Annotated in this window: 15 protein-coding genes and 1 pseudogene; 8 read left to right on the top strand and 8 right to left on the bottom strand. The window is 67.8% G+C overall.

The annotated features are described in order from the left end of the window. Positions 1-680: class I SAM-dependent methyltransferase (locus A5659_RS06345; protein ID WP_067179872.1), on the bottom strand; the 680-nt coding region annotated here is incomplete at its 3' end. Positions 681-1,017: 337 nt separating this feature from the next. Here A5659_RS06345 and A5659_RS06340 point away from each other — a divergent pair. Both A5659_RS06340 and A5659_RS06335 read left to right on the top strand, forming a co-directional pair. Beyond that, a complete protein-coding gene (locus A5659_RS06340; protein WP_066877176.1) occupies positions 1,018-2,409 on the top strand; it encodes a cytochrome P450 in 1,392 nt (463 codons plus the stop codon). Positions 2,410-2,561: 152 nt separating this feature from the next. Next, positions 2,562-4,427, top strand: a complete 1,866-nt coding sequence (locus tag A5659_RS06335) for a bifunctional diguanylate cyclase/phosphodiesterase (protein WP_066861485.1) — start codon at positions 2,562-2,564, stop codon at positions 4,425-4,427. Between the two features lie 21 nt (positions 4,428-4,448). Here A5659_RS06335 and A5659_RS06330 read toward each other — a convergent pair whose 3' ends face one another. Both A5659_RS06330 and A5659_RS06325 read right to left on the bottom strand, forming a co-directional pair. Continuing rightward, positions 4,449-5,051: a bifunctional 2-polyprenyl-6-hydroxyphenol methylase/3-demethylubiquinol 3-O-methyltransferase UbiG gene (locus A5659_RS06330; RefSeq protein ID WP_067179869.1), complete on the bottom strand. Its 603-nt coding sequence runs from the start codon at positions 5,049-5,051 to the stop codon at positions 4,449-4,451. 125 nt (positions 5,052-5,176) lie between these two features. Continuing rightward, positions 5,177-5,893 carry a hypothetical protein gene (locus A5659_RS06325; protein WP_067179865.1) on the bottom strand — a complete coding sequence of 239 codons (717 nt, stop codon included), beginning with the start codon at positions 5,891-5,893 and terminating at the stop codon, positions 5,177-5,179. Positions 5,894-6,172: 279 nt separating this feature from the next. On the opposite strand from A5659_RS06325, the gene A5659_RS06320 reads away from it, so the two are divergent. Beyond that, the gene (locus A5659_RS06320; protein ID WP_067179862.1) at positions 6,173-6,421 is read left to right on the top strand and encodes a hypothetical protein; all 249 of its coding nucleotides are present in this window, start codon (positions 6,173-6,175) and stop codon (positions 6,419-6,421) included. Between the two features lie 9 nt (positions 6,422-6,430). Here the strand turns inward: A5659_RS06320 and uvrA are convergent, their stop codons facing one another. Beyond that, positions 6,431-9,343 (bottom strand): excinuclease ABC subunit UvrA, encoded by a 2,913-nt coding sequence (gene uvrA, locus A5659_RS06315; RefSeq protein ID WP_066877183.1) that lies wholly within the window; start codon positions 9,341-9,343, stop codon positions 6,431-6,433. Between the two features lie 142 nt (positions 9,344-9,485). On the opposite strand from uvrA, the gene A5659_RS06310 reads away from it, so the two are divergent. Next, complete coding sequence (locus A5659_RS06310) at positions 9,486-10,163, top strand: MBL fold metallo-hydrolase (protein ID WP_067179859.1); 678 nt, start codon at positions 9,486-9,488, stop codon at positions 10,161-10,163. A 26-nt stretch (positions 10,164-10,189) separates the two neighbouring features. On the opposite strand, the gene A5659_RS06305 is transcribed toward A5659_RS06310, so the two are convergent. After that, positions 10,190-10,633, bottom strand: a complete 444-nt coding sequence (locus tag A5659_RS06305) for a universal stress protein (RefSeq protein WP_066861503.1) — start codon at positions 10,631-10,633, stop codon at positions 10,190-10,192. A 284-nt stretch (positions 10,634-10,917) separates the two neighbouring features. Here A5659_RS06305 and A5659_RS06300 point away from each other — a divergent pair, with 284 nt between their 5' ends. Beyond that, positions 10,918-12,501, top strand: coding sequence for a glycosyltransferase family 39 protein (locus A5659_RS06300; RefSeq protein ID WP_067179856.1), 1,584 nt, complete (start codon positions 10,918-10,920; stop codon positions 12,499-12,501). An 18-nt stretch (positions 12,502-12,519) separates the two neighbouring features. On the opposite strand, the pseudogene A5659_RS06295 reads toward A5659_RS06300, so the two are convergent. The 3 genes and pseudogenes from A5659_RS06295 to A5659_RS06285 all read right to left on the bottom strand — a co-directional run bounded on the left by A5659_RS06295 (position 12,520) and on the right by A5659_RS06285 (position 18,440). Beyond that, positions 12,520-13,939, bottom strand: a pseudogene (locus A5659_RS06295) (MFS transporter). A gap of 57 nt (positions 13,940-13,996) precedes the next feature. Then, the gene (gene uvrB / locus A5659_RS06290) at positions 13,997-16,168 is read right to left on the bottom strand and encodes an excinuclease ABC subunit UvrB (protein ID WP_066875913.1); all 2,172 of its coding nucleotides are present in this window, start codon (positions 16,166-16,168) and stop codon (positions 13,997-13,999) included. A gap of 196 nt (positions 16,169-16,364) precedes the next feature. Then, positions 16,365-18,440 carry a serine/threonine-protein kinase gene (locus A5659_RS06285; RefSeq protein ID WP_067179853.1) on the bottom strand — a complete coding sequence of 692 codons (2,076 nt, stop codon included), beginning with the start codon at positions 18,438-18,440 and terminating at the stop codon, positions 16,365-16,367. A 306-nt stretch (positions 18,441-18,746) separates the two neighbouring features. Here A5659_RS06285 and A5659_RS06280 point away from each other — a divergent pair, with 306 nt between their 5' ends. From A5659_RS06280 to ligD, 3 genes are all read left to right on the top strand, one after another. Continuing rightward, positions 18,747-21,506: an FHA domain-containing protein gene (locus A5659_RS06280; protein WP_197497933.1), complete on the top strand. Its 2,760-nt coding sequence runs from the start codon at positions 18,747-18,749 to the stop codon at positions 21,504-21,506. A gap of 97 nt (positions 21,507-21,603) precedes the next feature. Then, a complete protein-coding gene (locus A5659_RS06275) occupies positions 21,604-22,068 on the top strand; it encodes a DUF402 domain-containing protein (protein WP_067179879.1) in 465 nt (154 codons plus the stop codon). After that, positions 22,065-23,063: a non-homologous end-joining DNA ligase gene (gene ligD / locus A5659_RS06270; RefSeq protein WP_067179846.1), complete on the top strand. Its 999-nt coding sequence runs from the start codon at positions 22,065-22,067 to the stop codon at positions 23,061-23,063. Before A5659_RS06275 ends, ligD begins: the two co-directional genes overlap by 4 nt. Positions 23,064-23,073: the final 10 nt, after the last annotated feature.

Genomic DNA, 23,073 nt, shown 5'->3' with positions numbered 1-23,073 from the left:
TCGCCGCGCGACCCGAATGTCCAGTACGCCTGCAGATAGGGCACGGGTGTCGAGTGGCCGCAATGCATTTCGTGCAGTCCCGCTGCGGCGAGCTCTGTCGACAGTTCCGCGATGGTGAACGCCGCCGCCTCGCTTGCAATGGCGTCCTGGCGCAGGACGGCCGGCGAGGCGGGGTCGGCGATCTCGAGCATCTTGGGGGCGGCCGCCGGGTCCCGCAGGCGCTGAAAATCGGAAATCCACACTGCCGCACCGCTGCGGCGTTGGAGGTCGGCGATCTGCCGGAGGGCGCCGCGCAAGGTGTCGAAATCCGGTAGCTGATGCAGGGTCCACATGCAGGAGATGGCGTCCCACGGACGCGTTGAAATCTGCTCCGGCAGCGCCGTGATGTCCTCCTGACGCAGTTCGACGCGGTCCCCCAGGCCTTCGGCGTCGAACAGCTCCCGCGCCGTGGACAGCATGTTCGGGGCGAGATCGACGGCGGTGGCCCGAACGTCGGGCCGTCGGCGCAGCACGGCGCTGAGCGCACGGCCGGACCCGACGCCGAGGTCCAGCAGGTGGCCGTCGGGCGGCAGCAGCGCATCGAGCGCCCGAGCGCACAAGTCGTAGACCGCGAGCATCCCCGGGTTGGATCCGCCACCGGTGTGAAACTGGGCAACGGACTCCGGATCGTCCACCACCATCGGCTCAGGAATACGCTCACGCCCTGCCGGATGCGACCGCTCACGCAAGACGATGCCGGGCATCCGCCACAGGGGCCGAATTCTGTTCACCCTCAACCTTTCATGGAGTCCGTGTCACCGATTTCGGGTCAGGTTCTGGCGACGGTTGAGCATTGGGCCGATCTGTCGTACATGATTATCAACCCGTCCCTGCAATTTCACTGGCAGCCCGGTGAATTCGCCGCGTCGAAACGGATGTGCTGGAATACTTGTCCGGTCAGCGGGGGCCGGCAAGCTTGTGGCCTGCGCGGTCCTACCGGATCGGCGTAGGCAACATCACTATCCGCGGGAGGTAGGCGTGGTTCAGGCCCTGGCGAGTGACGAAATCAAGTGCTTACCCCTGCCGCCGGTGAACCCGATGCCCTTTCGTCAGCGCCTCGCGGCGGTGCGCGAATTCAGCACCGGGACGGAAAGGCTGCGTGATGCCGGCGGCCGGGTGAGCTTTTTCACCTTGGGGCCGCGATGGCTGATGCCGCCGATGGTGCTTGCGACGTCTCCGGAAGCCATCCGCGACATCCTCAGTACCAAAGACGATTCCGTCGACAAGACCACACCCGTCTTCGAGCAGGTGCGCCACATCATCGGCGCCAGTCTCACCGATCTTCCCTTCGAGCCATGGAAGTCACGTCGGCGCACCCTACAGCCGGTGTTCACCAAACAGCGGGTGAGCGAGTTCGGCGGTCACATGGAGCAGGCGGCGCAATCGGTGAGCGAGGGGTGGCAGGACGGTGCCGTCATCGATCTGGACGCCGAGTGCCGCACGATAACGTTGCGCGCGCTGGGCCGATCGGTGCTCGGACTCGACCTGGAACAGCGGGCCGACGAGGTTGTCGAGCCGCTACGGGTCGCGTTGGCCTACGCGGTCAGGCGCGCGACCAATCCGCTTCGTGCGCCTCGCTGGTTGCCCACACCGGCGCGGCGGCGCGCGCGAGCGGCAAGCGCCAAACTGCACGCTCTGACGCAGGAGATCCTGCGAGACTGTCGCTCCGATCCGACACGAGTCGCACCGCTGGTCCACGCGCTCATCGCGGCGCAGGATCCGGTGACCGGAAAGCGGTTGACCGATAAGGAGATTTGCGACGAGCTGGTCATGTTCCTGTTCGCCGGCCACGACACCACCACGACGGCCTTGACCTATGCCCTGTGGGCTTTGGGACACCACCCCGATTATCAAGAGCGGGTGGCGGCCGAGGTTGCGGCTTTACCGGATCGGCCGCTGACGTCCGACGACCTGCCCCGGCTCGGATTCACCATGCAGGTGATACGGGAGTCGCTTCGCCTGTGCCCGCCGGCCCCCACCGGCACGCGCATGGCCTCCCGCGACGTCGCGGTGGCCGGCTATCGGGTGCCGAGGGGCACCATGCTCATCGTCGGGCGGATGGCCGTACAGCGCGACCCGCAACTTTGGCAGGATCCACTTCGGTTCGACCCCGAGCGGTTCAGTCCGGAGAACTTCAAGGCGCTCGATCGGTGGCAATACCTGCCGTTCGGTGGCGGACCGCGCTCCTGCATCGGCGACCATTTCGCCATGCTCGAAGTGACACTCGCCTTGGCAACCCTCATCCGCCGAGCCGAAATCCGCTCTCTGGATGCCGAATTTCCGCTCGCACTGCACTTCACCATGATCGCCGGCGGTCCGGTCCCCGCTCGCATTCGACCGCGACGCCAGCCCGTTTCGCCGACCAGCTAACGCCCTTGCGCCGCGTCGGATCGTCGAAACACCGCATCGTCGCCGAGCTCATGCGGCCTTGATCACACTTGCCCGTCAACGTGAGCGAATCATTGCTAGACGCCCTATGCAATGCCAAACGCAGCGCACCGGTTACCGCTACGGTTAGGGCAATGTCGGGCACACTGGACCACCTGGTCACCGCTGCCGCCGCCGAGTTGATGGCGGCCACCGTGGCGGACTCTGCCGCGATCAGCCAACGCGTGCTCGGCAACCTGGTTCGCGACCTGGGGGTGGACTTCAGCTTCCTGCGCCACAACGACCACACCATCCGCGCGACGCGCCTCATCGCCGAATTCCCGCCACGCAACGCCGACCCGGATCCGATCGGTCTGGTGTATTTCGCCGATGCCGACTCGATCTTCGCGCGGACCGAACACCTCAAGGTGCCCGAGGTGGTCCGTCCCGAGCCCGAGAACGCCGACTACCAGCACCGGATCGAGGAGGGCACCGGAGCTCCCGCCGTCTCGCTGGCCGCCGTTCCGCTGCTGTCCGGCGACGTCACCACCGGCACGCTCGCCTTCGGCAAGCTCGGCGACCGGGAATGGCTATCCGAAGAACTCAACGCGCTACAGGCGATCGCCGCCCTGTTCGCGCAACTGCAGGCCCGCGTCGTCGCCGAACAGCAAATTCACTACCTCGCCGAGCACGACGAACTCACCGGACTGCTGAACCGCAGGGCGCTCATCGCCTACCTCGACGACCGGCTCGCGAAGGGACAGCCCGGCCCGGTCTCGGTCGTGTTCCTCGCCATAGACCGCTTCAAGGTCATCAACGGTCGCCTCGGCCAGGACGCCGGCGATCGATTCATCGAGAAGTTCGCCGCGCTGCTGCGCGAGACCACCGAGATTCCCTCCGTCATCGCCCGCTTCGGCGGCGACGAGTTCGGCATCGTGCCCGCCGGGGCCATGGACGTCGAGGCCGCCGAAACGTTCGCAAGCTCGCTGCACGAGCGGGTCCACCTACCGATCCCCATCGACGGTGAGATGCTCAGTCGCACCGTAAGTATCGGCGTCGCGACCGGCGTACCCGGGGACGAGACCACGTCGGACCTGCTCCGGCGGGTCGACCAGGCCACCCGGTCGGCCAAGGCATCCGGCGGGAACAACGTCGCGACCTTCCGCCCGGAAATGTCGACAACCGACATGATCCGCAACGACATCGAGCTGCACCTGGAAGGGATGATCGAGGGCGGTGGCGGCGCATTGGTCCTGCACTACCTCCCGGAGTTCGACATGCGCACCGGGAAGATCCTGGGCACCGAGGCGCTGATCCGTTGGCAACACCCGACTCTGGGGCTACTGATGCCCGATTCGTTCATCCAGGTCGTGGAATCGATCAACCTCGGTGCCAAACTGGGGCGTCTGGTAATGCGCTCGGCGTGTGCGCAATTCGGGCTCTGGCGGTCACACGGTGTCGGCAACGGCACGGTGCTTCGAATCAACGTCTCCCCCGTGCAGCTCGTCACCGCAGGTATCGTTGACACCGTCGCGGCCACCCTCGACGAGTTCGGGCTCGATCCCAGCACCGTCTGTTTGGAAATCACCGAAAGCGTTGTGGTCCAAGATATCGACGCCACACGTCAGACGTTGTTCGGATTGAAGGACGTCGGGGTACAGATCGCCATCGACGACTTCGGCACCGGCTACAGCGTGCTGACCTATCTGAAATCTCTGCCCGTCGATTCGCTGAAGATCGACAAGGGGTTTGTCCAGAACCTGGACACCAACGCCGGCGACCTGGCGATCGTGCGCTCGACGATGGCCCTGGCCGACGCGTTCGGGCTCGACGTCGTGGCCGAGGGGGTGGAATCCGTGGCGGCGGCCGAGAGGCTGCTCAGCCTGGGATGCCATCGCGCACAAGGGTTTCTGCTGTCCCGCCCGCTTGACAGCACGGCGATGGAGTCGCTCCTGGCCAAGCGCGCCATACCGATGAACTTCTCCACCACCCGGTTCTCGGGAACGGGGAACGCGGTTTAAACCCGCCGAACGCGCGGGCGCTCAGGCGCGATATTGGAGCAGGTAGTAATACGCCGGGGTCTTCCGGTCGTCGAGCTCCTGCTCGTCGCCGGTGAACAACAGCGTCCAGTCGGGCGTGAAACGTTGTTGGATCTCGGCGTGACCGATGCCCGGCACGCCGAATCGGCCCCCGGGAGGGAACGCGGCGATGAACAGCCGCGCGCCGGGTGCCGCCACGGCGCCGACTTCCCGGACGTACGCGTCACGGTCGGCGCCACTCATGTTGTGGATGCAGCCGTTGTCGACGATCAGGTCGAAGCCTGTTCCGATCCCGGACTGACTCAGCTGCGTCACGTCGGCGCGCACGAAGTCGACCGCGACACCGGCTTTGCCGGCTTTCGCCTGCGCTTTGTCGAGCGGTTTCGCGACGTAGTCGACCCCGATGACCTGCCAGCCCTGCTGGGCGAGGTAGACGGCGCAGTCCCCGGTGCCGCAGCCGACGTCGAGGGCCCGCCCGGTGGGCAGCGCGGGCGTGTCTGAAGTTCCCTCGACGAGATCCCGCAGACCTTGGCCGATCGGGTGGCCCTCCCACGGCGTGAAGCCGATCCGGTAGAAGAACCGAAATCGCGTGTGTCGAGAAGCCATAGCCGCAATGATGACATTCGCGCCAACCGGCCCGACATCGCCTTCCCGGTTTCACCGGCGGGATGCCGCGACCCAGCACACTTGCGCGGGCAACCGGGAACGCCTCGGCACCACGTCATTTCGTGCTATGCCGAGATGCGGCTGAGGATTTCGGCGTTCTCGGCGCACATCAGCTTGAATTGTCCGGGCTCGGCATGTGTGGCAAGGGTGCGGCGATCCCACCACATCACCTTGGTCCGGTAGTCGTCGGTGGGATACGCCGCCGCGGTTACCCGGTTGGCCACGACGCCCCCGGACGACTGCCACTGCTCGAGCACGTGCGCAGCCGCGGTGGCCATCACGAACTGAACGCCCAACAGCGTCATCATCGGCAGCGCGGTACGCGCCAGCACCGTGGACAGCGCCCGATTGCCATATTCGCGAGAATTGGTCCACGCGCTTTTCACCTCCACGACGCCAAACGGAAGCCGGTTGGAAATCATATGGCGCAGCAAGGGAAGTCCCGGATTGCCTTTCCATTCCTCGAGAGCGTGGGAGTCTTCCGGCGAGCGCAGGGGCCCTACCACCCGCGTGCCTCCGACCACCCGCCCTTGTGGATCGAGCACGACAAAAAACAATGCCGTGTCGGCGCCGTCCCGAATCTGGTCGACGGCGAGCACCCACTCCAGCCCGTGCCGCCGATAACTGTCCAGCGCGCCGTCCAGGTACTGATTCCACAGCACGGGCTCTGCCTGCGGCGTGGCCGCCGTGACCCAGCATCCCGTCGCGTGATCGCGCCAGCCGAACCCGGTGTCCGACCACGGGGCGTCAATCCCGATTCCCGTGAGTTGTGCCGCTTCCATCCGTGACCTCCACCTATTTGCGGTTACTACCGAGTAATTTTTTTGAACGGGTCTTGAGCCATTTGTTAATTCGACTCGCGACAAATTAACCAAGGGGATTGTGACATAAACGGCCGAATACGGCCGCACTGCGCGGCCAATGATGTTGCGATATCGAGCTTGTCTCGCATTTGTTTTGACACAGCGGGCTGCCACTGTGCCCCGGGGCCGATTTCGGCACTGCGGCCCCGCCCACGGACGTTGCGACATTTCGGCCGCTCGTGGCAGTACCGTGACGGCATGCCCGACGAACCCACCACTTCCGGCGCCGCCCGATCCGGCCCGGAGTACGACGACTCCGGTGTGCCGACCTTCGAGTCGGTGCGCGACCAGATCGAGGCCCGCTACGCGACGGCGCAAGGCGCCGCCGAGCTCGATGCGGAATCAGCCGAGGGCCGTTCGGTCTCGGAACAGTACGACGAACGCCGGCGCGCCGCGGCCGAGCGGCTGGCCCAGATCCGCGACGCGATGAAGCCCGAGAACAGTTGACGCGCGGGCTCAGGCGGTGACTTTGCGACGCCGGTTCGATCGCTGCGGGGCGCCCGATGCCGCCGGGCTCCGGCCGATCACCTCGGCGAGGAACTTGCCGGTGTAGCTCTCGGGCACCGCGGCGACGTCCTCCGGAGTGCCTTCCGCGACAACGGTTCCGCCCTCGGCGCCACCTTCGGGCCCCATGTCGACGATCCAGTCCGAGGTCTTGATCACGTCCAGGTTGTGTTCGATGACGATGACCGTATTGCCTTTGTCGACAAGGCCGTTGATGACCTTGAGCAGCTTGCGGATGTCGTCGAAATGCAGGCCCGTGGTGGGCTCGTCGAGGATGTAGACGGTGCGCCCGGTCGAGCGCTTCTGCAGCTCCGCGGCCAGCTTGACGCGCTGCGCCTCGCCACCGGACAGCGTCGGCGCGGGCTGGCCGAGCCGCACGTAGCCCAGCCCGACGTCGACCAGGGTGCGCAGGTAGCGGTGGATGCCGGTGATGGGCTCGAAGAACTCCGCCGCTTCCTCGATGGACATGTCCAGCACTTCGGAGATGGTCTTGCCCTTGTAATGCACCTCGAGGGTTTCCCGGTTGTAGCGGGCGCCGTGGCAGACCTCGCACGGCACATACACGTCGGGCAGGAAGTTCATCTCGATCTTGATGGTGCCGTCGCCGGTGCACGCCTCGCAGCGGCCGCCCTTGACGTTGAACGAGAACCGGCCCGGTTGATAGCCACGGACTTTGGCCTCGGTGGTGGCCGCGAACAGGGTGCGGATCTTGTCGAACACCCCGGTGTAGGTGGCCGGGTTGGACCGCGGCGTGCGGCCGATCGGTGACTGGTCCACCCGGACCAGCTTGTCCAGGTGGTCCAGCCCGGTGACCCGGGTGTGCCGGCCGGGAACCTGCCGGGCGCCGTTGAGCCGGTTGGCCAGCACCGCCGCCAGGATGTCGTTCACCAGGGTCGATTTGCCGGAACCCGATACCCCGGTCACCGAGGTGAGCACGCCGAGCGGGAACGAGACGTCGATGCCGCGCAGGTTGTGCTCGCGGGCGCCGACGACGGTGAGCCGCCGCTTATCGACCGGGCGCCGCCTGGCGGGCATCTCGATGCGTTCCTTGCCAGACAGGTAGGCGCCGGTGATCGAGTCCTTGTTCGCCAAAAGCTCGCTGTAGGTGCCGCTGTGCACGATCTTGCCGCCGTGCTCACCGGCCCGCGGGCCGATGTCGACTATCCAGTCGGCGTGCGCGATGGTGTCCTCGTCGTGCTCGACGACGATCAGCGTGTTGCCCAAACCCCTTAGCCGAGTGAGGGTTTCGATGAGCCGGCGGTTGTCGCGCTGATGCAGCCCGATGGACGGCTCGTCGAGCACGTAGAGCACACCGACCAGACCGGACCCGATCTGGGTGGCCAGCCGAATGCGTTGCGCCTCACCGCCGGACAGCGTCGCCGCGGCGCGTGACAGCGACAGGTACTCGAGCCCGACGTCGAGCAAAAAGCCCAGCCGCGACTGGATTTCCTTAAGCACCTGCCCGGCGATCGCCTTCTCGCGGACGCCGAGGGTGAGCGCGTTCAGGAAGTCCGCGCAGTCCGAGATCGACAGCTCGCAGACCTCGGCGATGGACTTCGCGCCCCGGTCCCCCGCAGCCAAGGTCACGGCCAGGATCTCCGGCTTGAGCCGGGTGCCCTCACACACCGGGCAGGGCACGTCGCGCATGAAGCCTTCGTAGCGTTCCTTCATCTGCTCGGACTCGGTCTGCGCCATCTTGCGCTGCAGGAACGCCAGCACGCCCTCGAAATCGGCGTAGTAGGACCGGGTGCGCCCGTACCGGTTGCGGTACCGCACATGCACCTGGTGGTCGGAGCCCTCGAGAATCGCCTTGCGGGCCTTGGCCGGCAGCTTGCGCCACGGGGTGTCGACGTCGAAGCCCAGCTCGTCGCCGAGCCCGGCCATCATCCGGGTGAAGTACTCCGCGGTGTGGCCCGTCGACCACGGGGCCACCGCGCCCTCGGCCAGGGTGCGTTCGGGGTCGGGCACCACCAGGTCGGGGTCGACCTCCTTGCGGATGCCCAGGCCGCTGCACTCGGGGCAGGCGCCGTAGGGCGAGTTGAACGAGAACGACCGCGGTTCCAGGTCGTCGACCGCCAGCGCGTGCCCGTTGGGGCAGGCCAGCTTCTCGGAGAACCGCTGCTCCCGGTTGTGCGCGTCGTGTTCGTGGTCGATGAACTCGAGCACCACGATGCCGTCCGCCAGGTTCAGCGCGGTCTCCACCGAATCGGTCAGCCGCTGCTTGGCGGACGCCTTGACGGTGAGGCGGTCCACCACCACCTCGATGTCGTGCTTTTCCTGCTTCTTCAGCTTCGGCGGGTCGGTCAACGGGTGCACGACGCCGTCGACCCGCACCCGGCTGTAGCCCTGGGCGTTGAGCTTCTCGAAAAGGTCGGCGAATTCGCCCTTGCGGGTGCGCACCACCGGGGCGAGCACCAGGAATCGGGTGCCCTCGGGCATCGCCAGCACCTGATCGACGATTTGCTGCGGGGTCTGCCGGGCGATCCGCTCGCCGCAGATCGGGCAGTGCGGCGTGCCGGCCCGCGCGTAGAGCAGCCGCAGGTAGTCGTAGACCTCGGTGATCGTGCCGACGGTCGATCGCGGGTTGCGGTTGGTGGACTTCTGGTCGATGGACACCGCCGGGGACAGGCCCTCGATGAAGTCGACGTCGGGCTTGTCCATCTGGCCCAGGAACTGGCGGGCGTAGGCCGACAGGGACTCCACGTAGCGGCGCTGCCCCTCGGCGAAAATCGTGTCGAAGGCCAGCGACGATTTGCCCGAGCCCGACAGCCCGGTGAAGACGATCAGCGCGTCGCGGGGCAGGTCGAGATCGACGCCGCGCAGGTTGTGTTCGCGGGCGCCCTTGACGATCAGACGGTCAGCCAACGCTGCCCCTCTCAGAACTTTCCGGCAACTTCTCGTGGCCTCCTGGTAGGCCCGCGCGCATCCCGAACCGGAATCGCGCACGGCGCATTCCATGCTATGTGTCCATACCGACAAGCAAGTTTTGACCAGTAGCGTGACCGGTATGACTGCAGTGGACGACAACTACACCGGACACGTCGACCCCGGCACCGCGGCCCGCCGGACCCTACCCGGCGCCACGATCCTAAAGGTCTCGGTCGGCCCGATGGACAACAATGCCTATCTGATCACTTGTTCCGCTACCGGCGAAACACTGCTGATCGACGCCGCCAACGACGCGGACGTCCTGATCGACCTGATCCGGCAGCACGCGCCGAAGGTGTCGCTGATCGTGACGAGTCACCAGCACTTCGATCACTGGCAGGCGCTGGAGGCGGTGGCCGCCGCCACCGGCGCGCCGACCGCCGCCAACGAGATCGACGCGGAGCCGCTGCCGGTCAAACCGGACCGTTTGCTGTCGGGCGGTGACACCGTGCAGATCGGTGAGCTCACCTTTGACGTCATCCATTTGCGCGGGCATACCCCGGGATCGATCGCGCTGGCCCTGGACGGCCCGGCGACCGGCGGCGTCACCCAATTGTTCACCGGCGACTGCCTGTTCCCGGGCGGCGTCGGCAAAACTTGGCAGCCCGGCGATTTCACCCAGCTGATCGAGGACGTCAGCACCCGGGTGTTCGACGTCTATGACGACTCCACCGTCATCTACCCCGGCCACGGTGACGACACGGCGTTGGGCGCCGAACGTCCCCACCTGGGCGAATGGCGCGAGCGGGGCTGGTAACCGCGCGGCCCCAGGACGCTAGGACGCTAGGACGTGGTGTGCACGATCAGCACGTCGGTCTTGGCCCGACGCGAGACGTTGGCCGGCACCGATCCCAGCAGCCGGCCGGCGATCGTGCTCAAGCCGACGTTGCCGACCACGAGCAGATCGGCCTGTTCCTCCTCGGCGAGGTGCACCAGCGCGTCGACCGGGGCCCCGACAATGGGGCGCTCGTCAATATTCTGCGCACCGGCGGCGTGGGCGCGGTCCTTGGCGTCACGCAGAATCGCGTAAATCGGCGCGGTCCCCGAAACCTTGTAGCTCTCGTCGCGCAGGACGTCGGCCGCCCGGGCGTCCTCGTGTTGGGGCAAATACGCCGACGCCACGATCAGCTTGGCGTCCGAACCGGCGATCTGTGCCGCCTTCTCTACCGCGCGCATCGACGAATCCGAGCCATCGGTTCCTACCACCACAGTCCGATAGGCGCCCATTTACCCTCCCAGTTTCGGTTGGTCAGCCAACCCAAGACAGTAGCGCGTTTGCTCGTTGCGCAGGAGGCAGATTAGCCACACCGCGCGGCGTGGCGCGCCCGCTATTTGCGGTCACTGGCTGGGCCAACGGACAATATCGGCAATGGCAAAACAATCAAAAGCGTGCGGCCACCATGGAAGGCATTGCATTAAGCCGCTTTTCGCCAATGTCGGCACGAACAATGAATGCGCCGGGCGCAGTTTGTGAGCCGTTACATGAGCCGCGCCCTAAAGTAACAACCATCATGTCCATGCCCACCCTCGAGCCCACTCTCGAGCCGCGCGCCGGGGATGTCGGCGCCGAGCCCGGGCCCGGGGGCACGCGCGGCAGGTTGCTGGATCCCTGCACGATCGCCCTGTTCGCCACCGTTGTCAGCGCCGCCTGGGCCTGTCGGCCGTCGCTGTGGTTCGACGAGGGGGCGACGATATCGGCATCGGCGAGCCGGACACTGCCGGAGTTGTGGCGGTTGCTCAGCCACATCGACGCCGTCCACGGGGCGTACTACCTGCTGATGCACGGCTGGTTCGCCCTGTTCCCGCCCACCGAGTTCTGGTCGCGTTTCCCGAGCTCGCTGGCCGTCGGTGCCGCCGCGGCCGGGGTCACGGTCTTCACCAGGCAGTTCTCCACCCGGCCCACCGCGGTCTGCGCGGGGGCGGTCTTCGCCATCCTGCCGCGCACCACCTGGGCGGGCATGGAGGCCCGGCCGTACGCCTTCGTGGCCGCCGCGGCGGTGTGGCTGACGGTGTTGTTCGTCGCCGCCGTTCGGCGCAACCGGCCGCGCGGCTGGGTTTGGTACGCGCTGGGGTTGATGCTGGCGATCCTGCTCAACCTCAACCTGGTGCTGTTGGTGCCGGTGTACGGCGCCCTGCTGCCGCTGCTCGCCCCGAAGGGCGCGCGCAAAGCTCCGGCGCTCTGGTGGACCGCCGGCTCCGTTGCCGCGGTGGCGGCCATGACGCCGTTCATCCTGTTCGCGCACCACCAGGTGTGGCAGGTGAACTGGATCTATCCCGTCAGCTGGCATTACGCCTTCGACATCATCTTGCGCCAGTACTTCGACCACAGCGTGGCGTTCGCGATCGCCGGCGCGGTGCTGATCGTCGCGGCGGTCGCGACCCGGCTGGCCGGCGTGCCGGCCCCGGCCGGCGACCTCCGCCGGTTGCTGGTCATCGCCACGGCGTGGATGGTGATTCCCACCGCGCTGGTCGTCGTGTATTCGGCCGTCATCGAGCCGATCTACTACCCGCGCTACCTGATCTTCACCGCACCCGCGATGGCCGTCGTCTTGGCCGTCTGCATCGTCACCGTCGCCCGCCGGCCGTGGCCGATCGCCGGCGCGGTGCTGTTGTTCGCCGTCGCCGCCGTGCCGAATTACCTGTTCGTGCAACGGTGGCCGTACGCCAAGGAGGGCTGGGACTACAGCCAGGTGGCCGATCTGATCAGCTCGCACGCGGCCCCCGGCGACTGCCTGATGGTGGACAACACCGTCCCGTGGAAGCCCGGCCCGATTCGCGCGCTGCTGGCCACCCGGCCGGCGGCCTTCCGGTCGTTGATCGACGTCGAGCGCGGCGTCTACGGGCCGAAGGTCGGATCGCTGTGGGACGGGCACGTCGCCGTGTGGCTGACGACCGCCAAAATCAACAAATGCCCGGCGATCTGGACGATCACCAATAGGGACAATTCGCTGCCGGACCATCAAGCCGGCCCATCGCTACCGCCCGGATCCGCGTTCGGGCGCGCCCCGGCGTACCGATTCCCGGGCTACCTCGGCTTCCACATCGTCGAACGGTGGCAATTCCACTACTCGCAGGTTGTCAAGTCCACGCGGTGATTTCGCCGCCGACCGAGCTCAACGCCCGGTGCCGACCGGCTGGGCTTGGCGGGTGGCGCGCGTCGCGGCGTAGGACACCGCCACGCCGGCGGCGCTCAACGCGGTGAACACCGTAAAGAGCAGGTGCGCGGCCATCCCCTCGCCGCCGGTGGCGGTGTTGACGACGACGCCCGCCAATCCTGCGCCGATCGCCGCGGAGGTCAGCTGGACGGTGTTGATGGCCGCGGAAGCCGCGCCGCCTTCGGCCGGGTCGGCGACCGACGCCATCGCGCGGGCCGACAGGTGCGGCCAGGCCATCCCGATCCCGATGCCGGCGACCAGCAGCGCGACCGCCCACAGCGCGGCGGTGCCGGCCGACCCGTCGCCGCGCCGGGCCACCGCCCCCAATGCCAGGCCGGACGCGGCCACCAGCGGCGCCACCATGACCACCCACCCGATGGTTCGTGGGTTCTCCAGCGATGCGCTGACGATCTCGCTGACCGTCCAGCCGAGGGCGAGCGCCGCCCCCAAGGAACCCGGCCGCGATCGGCGTCAGATGGGCCAGCCGCTGCCCGAACAGCGGCACGTAGGTGTTCACCATCGCCGCGCCCATCAGCACGCCCATGGTCAGGTAGATCCACTTCAGCGGCCCGGGCGAGAACACGCTGGGCGGCAGGATGGCCGCGTGCATGCGCCAGTCGACGATCACGAACACGCCCACCAGCACGATGCCGGCCGCAAGCAGCCCGAACGTCGCGACGGTGTTGTGCGGAATCTGCGCGACGCTGACGGCCAGCGCGGCCACGCCGATGATCAGCAGCGACCAGACCGGCACCTTCATCCTCGGGATGCCGGTCGTCGGGCTGACCCGGGCCAGCGCGACCGGCACCAACAGGGCCATCAGCACGGTCAGGACGGCCATCGCGACGAACGCCCAGCGCCAGATGCCGAACTGCGCGAACAGGCCGCCCGTCGTGGGCCCGACCACGGTCGCCACGCCCCACATCGCCGACACCAGCGCCGAGCCCCGCGTCCACAACCAGCGGGGCAGGGCGGAGTTGATGACCGCATAACCCAGCCCGGCCAGCAAGCCGCCGGCCACCCCCTGCATCGCCCGGCCAGCAATCAAAACATGCATGGTCGGGGCGGCGGCGCAGACCAGGCTGGCGACGCCGAACACCACGAGGCCCAGCATGTATGACGAACGCGCGCCGATGCGCAGCAGCATCGGATTGACCATCGTCGCCGCGACCACCGACCCGACGAGATACAGGGTCGTCACCCACGCGTAGAGCCGGCTGCCGCCGATTTCCGCGATGGTGTTGGGCAACAAGCTGGTGGTCAGGAACTCGTTGGTGGCGTAGAGCGCTACCCCGCCGGCCAGCAGGATGGAAGTCCTCAGATACCTCGGGCCCAGCAGCTCACGCCAGCCGCCGGTGATAGTCGCCGCGTCGGTCACTCCTCCACCGTATGGGGTGCCGCGGCGACAACAGCCGCAGATCGGTTGCCAGCAAACTCATTTCAGGCCGGCGGCGTCCATCCCCCGCAGTTCCTTTTTCAGGTCGGCGATCTCGTCGCGGAACCGGGCCGCCAGCTCGAATTGCAGGTCGCGCGCGGCGGCCATCATCTGCGCGGTCAGGTCCTTGATCAGGTCGGCTAGTTCGGCGCGCGGCATGCTGGCCGTGTCGCGGCCCTCGAACACCCCGGCGCTGACGGCGCGACCGGGCTCGCCCTGCGCCCGCCGGCCACGGGACGCGTTGCGGCCCGACCCGCCGATCTCCACGGTCTCGCTGTCGTCGGCCTCGCGGTAGACCTGGTCGAGGATGTCGGCGATCTTCTTGCGCAGCGGCTGCGGGTCGATGCCGTGCTCCTCGTTGTACGCGACCTGCTTGGCCCGACGCCGTTCGGTCTCGTCGATGGCCTCTTTCATCGAGTCGGTGATGGTGTCGGCGTACATGTGCACCTCACCGGAGACGTTGCGGGCGGCGCGGCCGATGGTTTGAATCAGGCTGCGCGATGACCGCAGGAAGCCCTCCTTGTCGGCGTCCAGGATCGCCACGAGCGACACCTCGGGCAGGTCCAGCCCCTCGCGCAGCAGGTTGATGCCGACCAGCACGTCGTATTCGCCCAGCCGCAGCTGACGCAGCAGCTCGACCCGGCGCAACGTGTCGACCTCGGAGTGCAGGTAGCGCACCCGGATGCCCATCTCCAGCAGGTAGTCGGTGAGGTCCTCGGCCATCTTCTTGGTCAGCGTGGTCACCAGCACCCGCTCGTCGGCCTCGGTGCGCTTGCGGATTTCGCCGATCAGGTCGTCGATCTGGCCCTTGGTCGGCTTGACGACGACCTTCGGGTCGACCAGGCCGGTGGGCCGGATCACCTGCTCGACGAACTCGCCACCGGACTGGCTGAGCTCGTAGGGACCGGGGGTGGCCGACAGGTACACCGTCTGCCCGATCCGGTCGGCGAACTCCTCCCAGGTCAGCGGGCGGTTGTCGCACGCCGACGGCAGCCGGAAGCCGTATTCGACCAGGTTGCGTTTGCGCGACATGTCGCCCTCGTACATCCCGCCGATCTGCGGGACGGTGACGTGCGATTCGTCGATGACCAGCAGGAAGTCTTCCGGGAAGTAGTCCAGCAGCGTGGCCGGCGGTGAGCCCGGGCCCCGGCCATCGATGTGCCTTGAGTAGTTTTCGATGCCCGAGCAGAAGCCGACCTGGCGCATCATCTCGATGTCATAGTTGGTGCGCATCCGCAACCGCTGCGCCTCGAGCAGCTTGCCCTGGCCCTCCAGCTCGGCCAGCCGCTCGGCCAGCTCGGCTTCGATCGTCGAGATCGCCATCGCCATCCGCTCCGGGCCGGCGACGTAGTGGGTGGCCGGGAAGATCCGCAGCGAGTCGACCTGGCGGATGACGTCACCCGTCAGGGGGTGCAGGTAGTACAGCGCCTCGATCTCGTCGCCGAAGAATTCGATGCGCACCGCCAGCTCTTCATAGGACGGGATGATCTCCACCGTGTCGCCGCGCACCCGGAACGAGCCGCGGGTGAACGACAGGTCGTTGCGGGTGTACTGAACGTCGACCAGCAACCGCAGCAGACCGTCCCGGGGCACCTCGTTGCCGACCCGGAGCTCGACCGAGCGGTCCAGATACGACTGCGGGGTGCCCAGGCCGTAGATGCAGGACACCGACGCCACCACGACCACGTCGCGGCGCGACAGCAGCGACGACGTCGCGGAGTGCCGCAGCCGTTCCACGTCGTCGTTGATCGAGCTGTCCTTCTCGATGTAGGTGTCGGTCTGCGCGATGTACGCCTCGGGCTGGTAGTAGTCGTAGTACGAGACGAAGTATTCAACAGCGTTGTGCGGCAACATCTCTCGCAGCTCGTTAGCCAGCTGCGCGGCCAGCGTCTTATTGGGCGCCATCACCAGGGTGGGCCGCTGCAGCCGCTCGATGAGCCAGGCGGTGGTCGCCGACTTGCCGGTGCCGGTGGCGCCGAGCAGCACGACGTCGCGCTCCCCCGCCCTGATCCGGCGTTCCAGCTCCTCGATGGCGGCCGGCTGATCCCCGGCGGGTTGGTGCGGGCTGACGACCTCGAAGCGGCCGCCGACGCGCACCAACCCCTCCACGGCCTCTTCGGCCGGGCGGTACTCCGAATGCGCTACTACGGGATGTTCCGTGGCGAATGCCATGCCACCAGGGTAGAACCGATCACCGACAAGTGCCGTGGCGGTGGTTTTACCAGGTCGGCGGGGCACCTTCGCCACATCCGTCACGTCCATACCTGTCCGGAAGGACAACGCTTACCCCAAACGTGCCAGCGCATGCGCTAGCGAGTTTGAAACTCACGTCGTGGTACCTGGAGACCGACCCGCCCCGCGAGACCGACTACCCCGCCGGACGCGTCCAGGTCCGGGTGACCGGATCGCATTGCAGCAGATAACCGTCGCTGGACGTGCTCATGGCGAACACCGAGGTGCCCGGCCGGTCGCAGGAGCTGCCCGCGGCGTGCACGCCCATCGTGATCGGCGCCTTGGCCCAGCTGCTGCCCTCGCAGACGATCTGCTCGTTGTTGGTCGGGTCGTAGGCCACCTTGCCGACGTCGCTGCACAACCCGCCGAGCACCGGCGGCGCCGGTGCCGACGCGGTGGTCGAGGTGTTGATGACCTGGGTGGGATCGCCCAGCGCCACCTTCGCGGGCGCATCGCCCGCCCGGGTGGCCACCACCGGCACCCGCACCACCGCTCCCTGGGCCCCGCATTCGTTGCTGAGCACCGTCTCGGTCTCCGTGCCGCGCAGCGTGCCGTCCGCCTGCGGCGCCAGCGACCAGGCGACGGTTTCCTGCTGGGTGGCCCGCACCTGACCGTTGGGCTGGGTGCAGCCCACCCGCTGCTGCACGGGCGCACCCTGCCAGTAGCCGCCCACGAAGCGCAGGGTGTCGGTCTGTCCGCCATCGGTGGTGTTGGCCACCTGGTGAGTGGCGTCGTCCAGCTGGGTGCCGGTGGCCGCACATCCGTTGGTGGTGCACACCGACCGGAAGGCCCACCAGTTGGTGGCGGCGCCGTCGTGCCGGATCGAGATGCCGTTGGTGGTGCGCTTGGCCTGGTCGTAGGCCAGCCGATACGTCCCGTTGAGCACGGGTCCGCCCGCGGTGGGCGCGGCACTCGCGGCCGGCACCGACGGCTTGGAGGCGAGCGCCGGGTTGCTCGGCGGCGGGCCGGGCTGGAAGGAGTAGAGGATCGACCAGGTCGCCGCGACGGCGATCAGTACCGCACACACCAGCGCGGCCGCCCATCGGGTTTTCGACGAAAAACGGTGGCCCAGAACGGCAATGACGCCGGCGGGACCGCGCCGGCGATGCTCCGTCGCCACCACGGCGCGGGGCGCGACGCCACGGCCGAACTCGGAGGCGGCCCCGGACGACTCGCTGACGGCGGTGGCCAACGCGCGGCACCGGTCGAACCTGTCCTCGGGGCGCTTGGCGAGGGCCCGGGCGAACACCTCGTCGAGCTCGGCGAGGTCGGGGCGAAAATCGCTGAGCCGCGGCGGTTCCTGATGCAGGTGCTGGCTGATCACCGCGATCGGGTTGGAATGCTGAAACGGCGGCGCCCCGGTGAGCAGGTGGAAAGCCGTTGCGGCCAAAGCGTATTGATCGGCCCGGCCGTCGATGGGCGAACCCGTCAGCTGCTCGGGCGCGGCGTACGCCACGGTTCCGACGGCGACGTTGGTCTCGGTGATCCCGCTGATGTCACCCAGGTGGCGCGCGACCCCGAAGTCCGCCAACAGGATTCGGCGCTCTCCCGCCTCGGGATGGGTGAGCAGGATGTTGGCCGGCTTGACGTCGCGGTGCAGCAGTCCACGGTCGTGGGCGTAGTCCAGCGCGCCCGCCACCGCTTGCACGATGGCGCACACCTCGTGGATGGGCATCCCCTCGGCGTAGTTCTCCTTGACCAGCCGGGAGGCGTCGGTGCCCTCGACGTAGTCCATCGAAATCCACAGGTGCCCGTTGAATTCGCCCCGGTCGTGCACACCCACGATGTGCGGGTGCCACAGCGTCGCGGCGAGATCGGCCTCGCGATTGAATCTTTCGCGAAACTCGGGGTCGGCGGTCACCGCCTCGGCGAGGACCTTGATCACGTCGCGGCGGGGCAGCCGGGGATGCAACGCCAGGTAGACCTCGGCCATGCCGCCCGCACCGAGCTGCCGCAAAATCGTGTAGCCGGCGAACGATGCGCCGTTGCCCACCGCCAGGCGCTGCCCGCTGGACTCGTTGAGTTGTTGGGCGGCCACGGGTTCCGCGTTCGGGGCCGAATCGACCGGTGGTATCCGGCGGAACAGCTGGCCGATCGGCATGGCGGGCAACGAGTGAAACCCCGCGCGCAACGCCGCACGGGCTTGTCGCGGGTTGCTCAACAGCCGCCGTCCGGCGCCGATGCGCCGAGTAGTTCCCTTGTGCTCGTTCATCAATGCCCTGCCCCCTCGTTTTCCGGCACCGCCCCCTGGTGTCGCCGCGCTGTGCTGCGGATCGCAGCACCCTGGGCGTGCGCATCGCGATTGGGCCCTCTGCGTCTCGTCGCTTGCCGGCACCACAGTGTGCTCGACGCGCGCGGACGCAACCCTTATTGCACCCCTCCCGTTCGAATAATGCCGCACGCCAGTAGGCGATTCGTCTCAGCAGGCTATGAAAGGGCTATGAGTGGCCGAATCGAGACAAAGGGAAGTCACAGGTGGCTCCAATAGAGCGCACTGCCAACGCTGGCCGATACTTGAGTGGTGACTCGACCCGCCCCGCCCATTCTGACAATTCGGCATGACGGGTCCCAACGATCCTTCGCGGCGGGCCACGAGGTGGTCGTCGGGCGCGACGTGCAGGCCGATGTGCGCATCGCCGATCCACGAATTTCCCGCGCGCATCTGATCGTGCGGTTCGACCAAGGCCGTTGGCTGGCAATCGACAACGGCTCGCTGAACGGCACCTACCTCAACGGCTACCGGATGCCGGTGGTCGATATCCACGACGGGCAGAGCATTCACATCGGCAACCCCCAGGGGCCGCGCCTGACCTTCGCGATCGGGCCCCAGCAGGGTCATGCCGGCCAGCCGCCGCGGCCCAGGCCGAGTCACGACTCCGGGCCGCCGACGCTGGCATGGACTGCGCTTGCCGAGCAAACGAATCCGACGCATCCGCCGCGGCCCCCACAGGGCCGAACCGGCGGCCAGAACAGGGGTCCCGCTCGCGGCGGCCCGCAGGGCGCGCCGTCGCGCCCGGTGCCACCCCGGCAGCCGGCGAGGCCGCCGAACGCGCCCCCGCGACAGCCGACGGTGCCGCCTCGCCAGGTGCCACCGCCCCGCGTGCCGCCGGCACCGGCGCCGCGCGGCGTACCGCCCGAGGAGCGGACCGTCATCGACCCGGGCTCACCGGCAAGGCTGCAGGTCAGCCCGCCCGCCGCGGGCGAAACCGAGGCGCCACCACAGCCATCCGCAACGCCCGCAGCGGAATTCACCGTGATCGACGCCAAGACGGCCGACGTGTCGAACCTGGCGACCCGTTTTGTGAAATTGCTCTCGCCGCGCGCGTCCTCGGCGGCGGGCACCGCCGGCGCCATGACGATCGGCCGCGCCCCCGAGAACGACATCGTCGTCTCCGACGTGTTGGCGTCGCGCCAGCATGCCACCCTGGTTCCCACCCAGCTGGGCACGGAAATCCGCGACAACAGCGTCAACGGGACGTTCGTCAACGGCACCAGGGTCGGGTCGGCCATCCTGTCGCAGGACGACATCGTCACCATCGGCAACGTCGACCTGGTGTTCCGCGACGGCACCCTGACCGAACGCGGCGGCGCCGCCACCCGCACCGGCGGCCTCGAGGTGCGCGACGTCTCCTACGTCGTCGACAACGGCAAGCAGTTGCTCGACGACATCTCGCTGACCGCGCGCCCCGGGACGCTGACCGCCGTGATCGGCGGTTCGGGCGCCGGCAAGAGCACACTGGCCCGGCTAATCGCCGGTTACACCACCCCGACGTCGGGCTCAGTCACGTTCGAGGGACACAACATTCACGCCGAGTACGCATCGCTGCGCAGCAGGATCGGCATCGTTCCCCAAGACGACGTGGTGCATCGCCAGCTGACCATCAACCAGGCGCTGGGCTACGCCGCCGAGCTGCGGCTGCCGCCCGACACCGGCAAGAGAGACCGCGCGAACGTCGTCGCCCAGGTGCTCGAGGAACTCGACCTGACCAAGCACGCCGACACCCGCGTCGAAAAGCTGTCCGGCGGGCAGCGCAAGCGCGCCTCGGTGGCGCTCGAACTGCTGACCGGCCCGTCGCTGCTGATCCTCGACGAGCCGACCTCGGGGCTGGACCCCGCGCTGGACCTGCAGGTCATGACGATGTTGCGCCAGTTGGCCGATGCCGGCCGGGTGGTGCTGGTGGTGACACACTCGCTGTCCTACCTCGACGTCTGCGACCAGGTGCTGCTGATGGCCCCGGGCGGCAAGACCGCCTACTGCGGCGCGCCCGACCAGATCGGTGGGGCGATGGGCACCACCAACTGGGCGAAGATCTTCACCCAGGTCGGCGCCGACCCCGACGAGGCCAACCGCCGCTTCCTGGAACAGAACGAGGCCCAGAAGCGGCCGCAGCGGTACCTGCCCGACAAGACCGACGAGCCGAGCAGCCTCGGGGAACCGGTTCACACCAGCGTGCGCCGTCAGATCTCGACGATCGCCCGGCGGCAGGTGCGCCTGGTGATCGCCGACCGCGCCTACTTCGTGTTCCTGGCGCTGCTGCCGTTCATTTTGGGCTCGCTGTCGCTGACCGTGCCGGGCAGCAACGGATTTCACGCACCCGCGCCGAACGCGGGGACACCCGACGAAGCCGCGCAGATACTGGCCCTGCTGATGCCGGCCGCGGCATTCATGGGCACCGCCTTGACAATTCGCGACCTGGTCGGCGAGCGCGCCATCTTCCAGCGTGAGCAGGCGGTGGGCTTGTCGACCACCGCCTACCTGCTGGCCAAGAGCGCGGTGTTCTGCGGGTTCGCGTTATTGCAGTCGGCGATCGTCACGGCGATCGTGGTGATCGGCAAGAGCGCCCCGACGCGCGGCGCGGTGCTGTTCGGCCACTCGACCGTCGGGGCCACCGTCGAACTGTTCGCCACCGTCGCGGCGACGTGCGTCGCCTCGGCCATTCTGGGCCTGGCGATTTCGTCGCTGGTGCGCTCCAGCGAGCAGATCATGCCGCTGTTCGTGGTGGCCGTGATGGCGCAGCTGGTGCTGTGCGGCGGGATGGTGCCGGTGACCGGCCGCCTCGGGTTGAACCAGCTGTCGTGGGCGATGCCGGCGCGCTGGGGCTACGCCGCGGCATCGTCGACGGTGGACCTGCGTCACCTGGTGCCCGACACCCTGCTGTCACAGGATCGGTTCTGGCAGCACACGCCGAAGATCTGGCTGCTCGACATGGGCATGCTGGCCGCGCTGTCGATCTTCTACGCCGGGTTCGTGCGATGGAAGATCCGGTTGCGCCGGTAACGAGGCGGCCCGGCGGCGGTAGGGTGACACCATTCACCCGCCGAAGCACGAGACGTTCGACCTGGTGGCCCGCACGAACACCGATCCCAAGGGCATCGTGCGGACCGTCGACGAATATGCCGTGCACCCGTGGGGCCTCTACATCGCCCGGCCCACCCCCGGTCGCGCGCAGTTTCATTACCTCGAGTCGTGGCTGCTGCCGTCGTTGGGGTTGCGCGCCACGGTGTTTCATTTCAATCCCGGGCATGAAAGGGACCTGGACGTCTACCTGGATGTGGGCGAATACCAGCCCGGCCCCACCGCGTGGCATTCCGAAGATCACTACCTGGACATCGAGGTCCGCACCGGGATCGGGGCGGAACTCACCGATGTCGACGAGCTGCTGGACGCCGTCCGCCACGGCCTGCTCACCCCCGAGGTCGCCGCGCAGGCGGTGCAGCGGGCGGTGACCGCCGTCGACGGGCTGGCCCGCAACGGCTATGACCTGTCGCGCTGGCTGGCGCACCACGGCATGCGGTTGACCTGGCGTGGGCGCGCCGCGTCGCCGGACCACGTGTCATGACGGACTTCGCCGGTCTGCCTCGCGCGGTGCGCGCGGCGCTGCGCGAGGAACCCGTGCCGGGCTGGCGGCCGCCGACGCTGGCCACGCTCACCGAGGATCGGTTCTCCGATCCGCACTGGATCTTCGAGCGCAAGTTCGACGGCATGCGTTGCCTGGCGTTTCGCGACGGCGCCCGGTTGCGGCTGTTGTCGCGGAATCGTCAGACGCTCAACGGAACCTACCCCGAGTTGGTGGATGCGCTCGCCGGCCAGCGCACCACTCGCTTCGTCGTGGACGGCGAGGTGGTGGCGTTCGAGGGCCGCCGGACCAGCTTCGCCCGGCTGCAGGGCCGGCTGGGCATCACCGACCCCGAGTTGGCCCGCGCATCCCCGGTGCGCGTCTTCTACTACGTTTTCGACCTGCTGCATCTCGACGGCCAATCCACGGTCGAGGTGCCGCTGCTCTGGCGTAAGAGGTTGCTGCGCAAGGCAATCGACTTCGCCGACCCGCTGCGTTACGCCCCGCACCGGGTCGAAGACGGCATCGCCGCCTACCAGGCGGCGTGCGGGCGCGGCGACGAAGGGGTGATCGCCAAGCTGGCCGACTCCCCCTACGACGGCGGTCGCTCACGCGCCTGGCTGAAGTTCAAATGCGTGCGCGACCAGGAATTCGTGGTCGGCGGCTACACCGGCCCGAAGGGCAGCCGGGTGGAGTTAGGCGCGTTGCTGCTCGGGTATTACCACGGCGATGAGTTGCGCTATGCCGGCAAGGTGGGCACCGGTTTCGACGACGCCACGCTGCACCGCTTGCACGACCGGTTATCGACGCTCGCGCAAGACCAATCGCCCTTCGCCCGGGGGTCGGTGCGCGAGGCCGGCGCGCATTGGGTTCGCCCCGAGATGGTGGTCGAGATCGGATTCACCGAGTGGACCCGCGACGGAAAGCTCCGCCACCCGCGCTATCTCGGCATGCGCACCGATAAGGACCCGACCGAGGTGGTCAGGGAGACATGCTGATGCGGTGGCC

The organism is Mycobacterium sp. 1165196.3 (genome assembly GCF_001673415.1).
GTDB classification, from domain to species: domain Bacteria; phylum Actinomycetota; class Actinomycetes; order Mycobacteriales; family Mycobacteriaceae; genus Mycobacterium; species Mycobacterium europaeum_A.
Note: the sequence above shows the minus strand (reverse complement) of the source record. Positions and strands in the feature narration are given on the sequence as shown.

Coding starts and splice junctions, on each gene's coding strand:
- A5659_RS06335 (WP_066861485.1), top strand. CDS start 2,562: ATGTCGGGCACACTGGACCACCTGGTCACCGCTGCCGCCGCCGAGTTG.
- A5659_RS06330 (WP_067179869.1), bottom strand. CDS start 5,051: ATGGCTTCTCGACACACGCGATTTCGGTTCTTCTACCGGATCGGCTTC.
- A5659_RS06325 (WP_067179865.1), bottom strand. CDS start 5,893: ATGGAAGCGGCACAACTCACGGGAATCGGGATTGACGCCCCGTGGTCG.
- A5659_RS06320 (WP_067179862.1), top strand. CDS start 6,173: ATGCCCGACGAACCCACCACTTCCGGCGCCGCCCGATCCGGCCCGGAG.
- A5659_RS06310 (WP_067179859.1), top strand. CDS start 9,486: ATGACTGCAGTGGACGACAACTACACCGGACACGTCGACCCCGGCACC.
- A5659_RS06305 (WP_066861503.1), bottom strand. CDS start 10,633: ATGGGCGCCTATCGGACTGTGGTGGTAGGAACCGATGGCTCGGATTCG.
- A5659_RS06300 (WP_067179856.1), top strand. CDS start 10,918: ATGTCCATGCCCACCCTCGAGCCCACTCTCGAGCCGCGCGCCGGGGAT.
- uvrB (WP_066875913.1), bottom strand. CDS start 16,168: ATGGCATTCGCCACGGAACATCCCGTAGTAGCGCATTCGGAGTACCGC.
- A5659_RS06285 (WP_067179853.1), bottom strand. CDS start 18,440: ATGAACGAGCACAAGGGAACTACTCGGCGCATCGGCGCCGGACGGCGG.
- ligD (WP_067179846.1), top strand. CDS start 22,065: ATGACGGACTTCGCCGGTCTGCCTCGCGCGGTGCGCGCGGCGCTGCGC.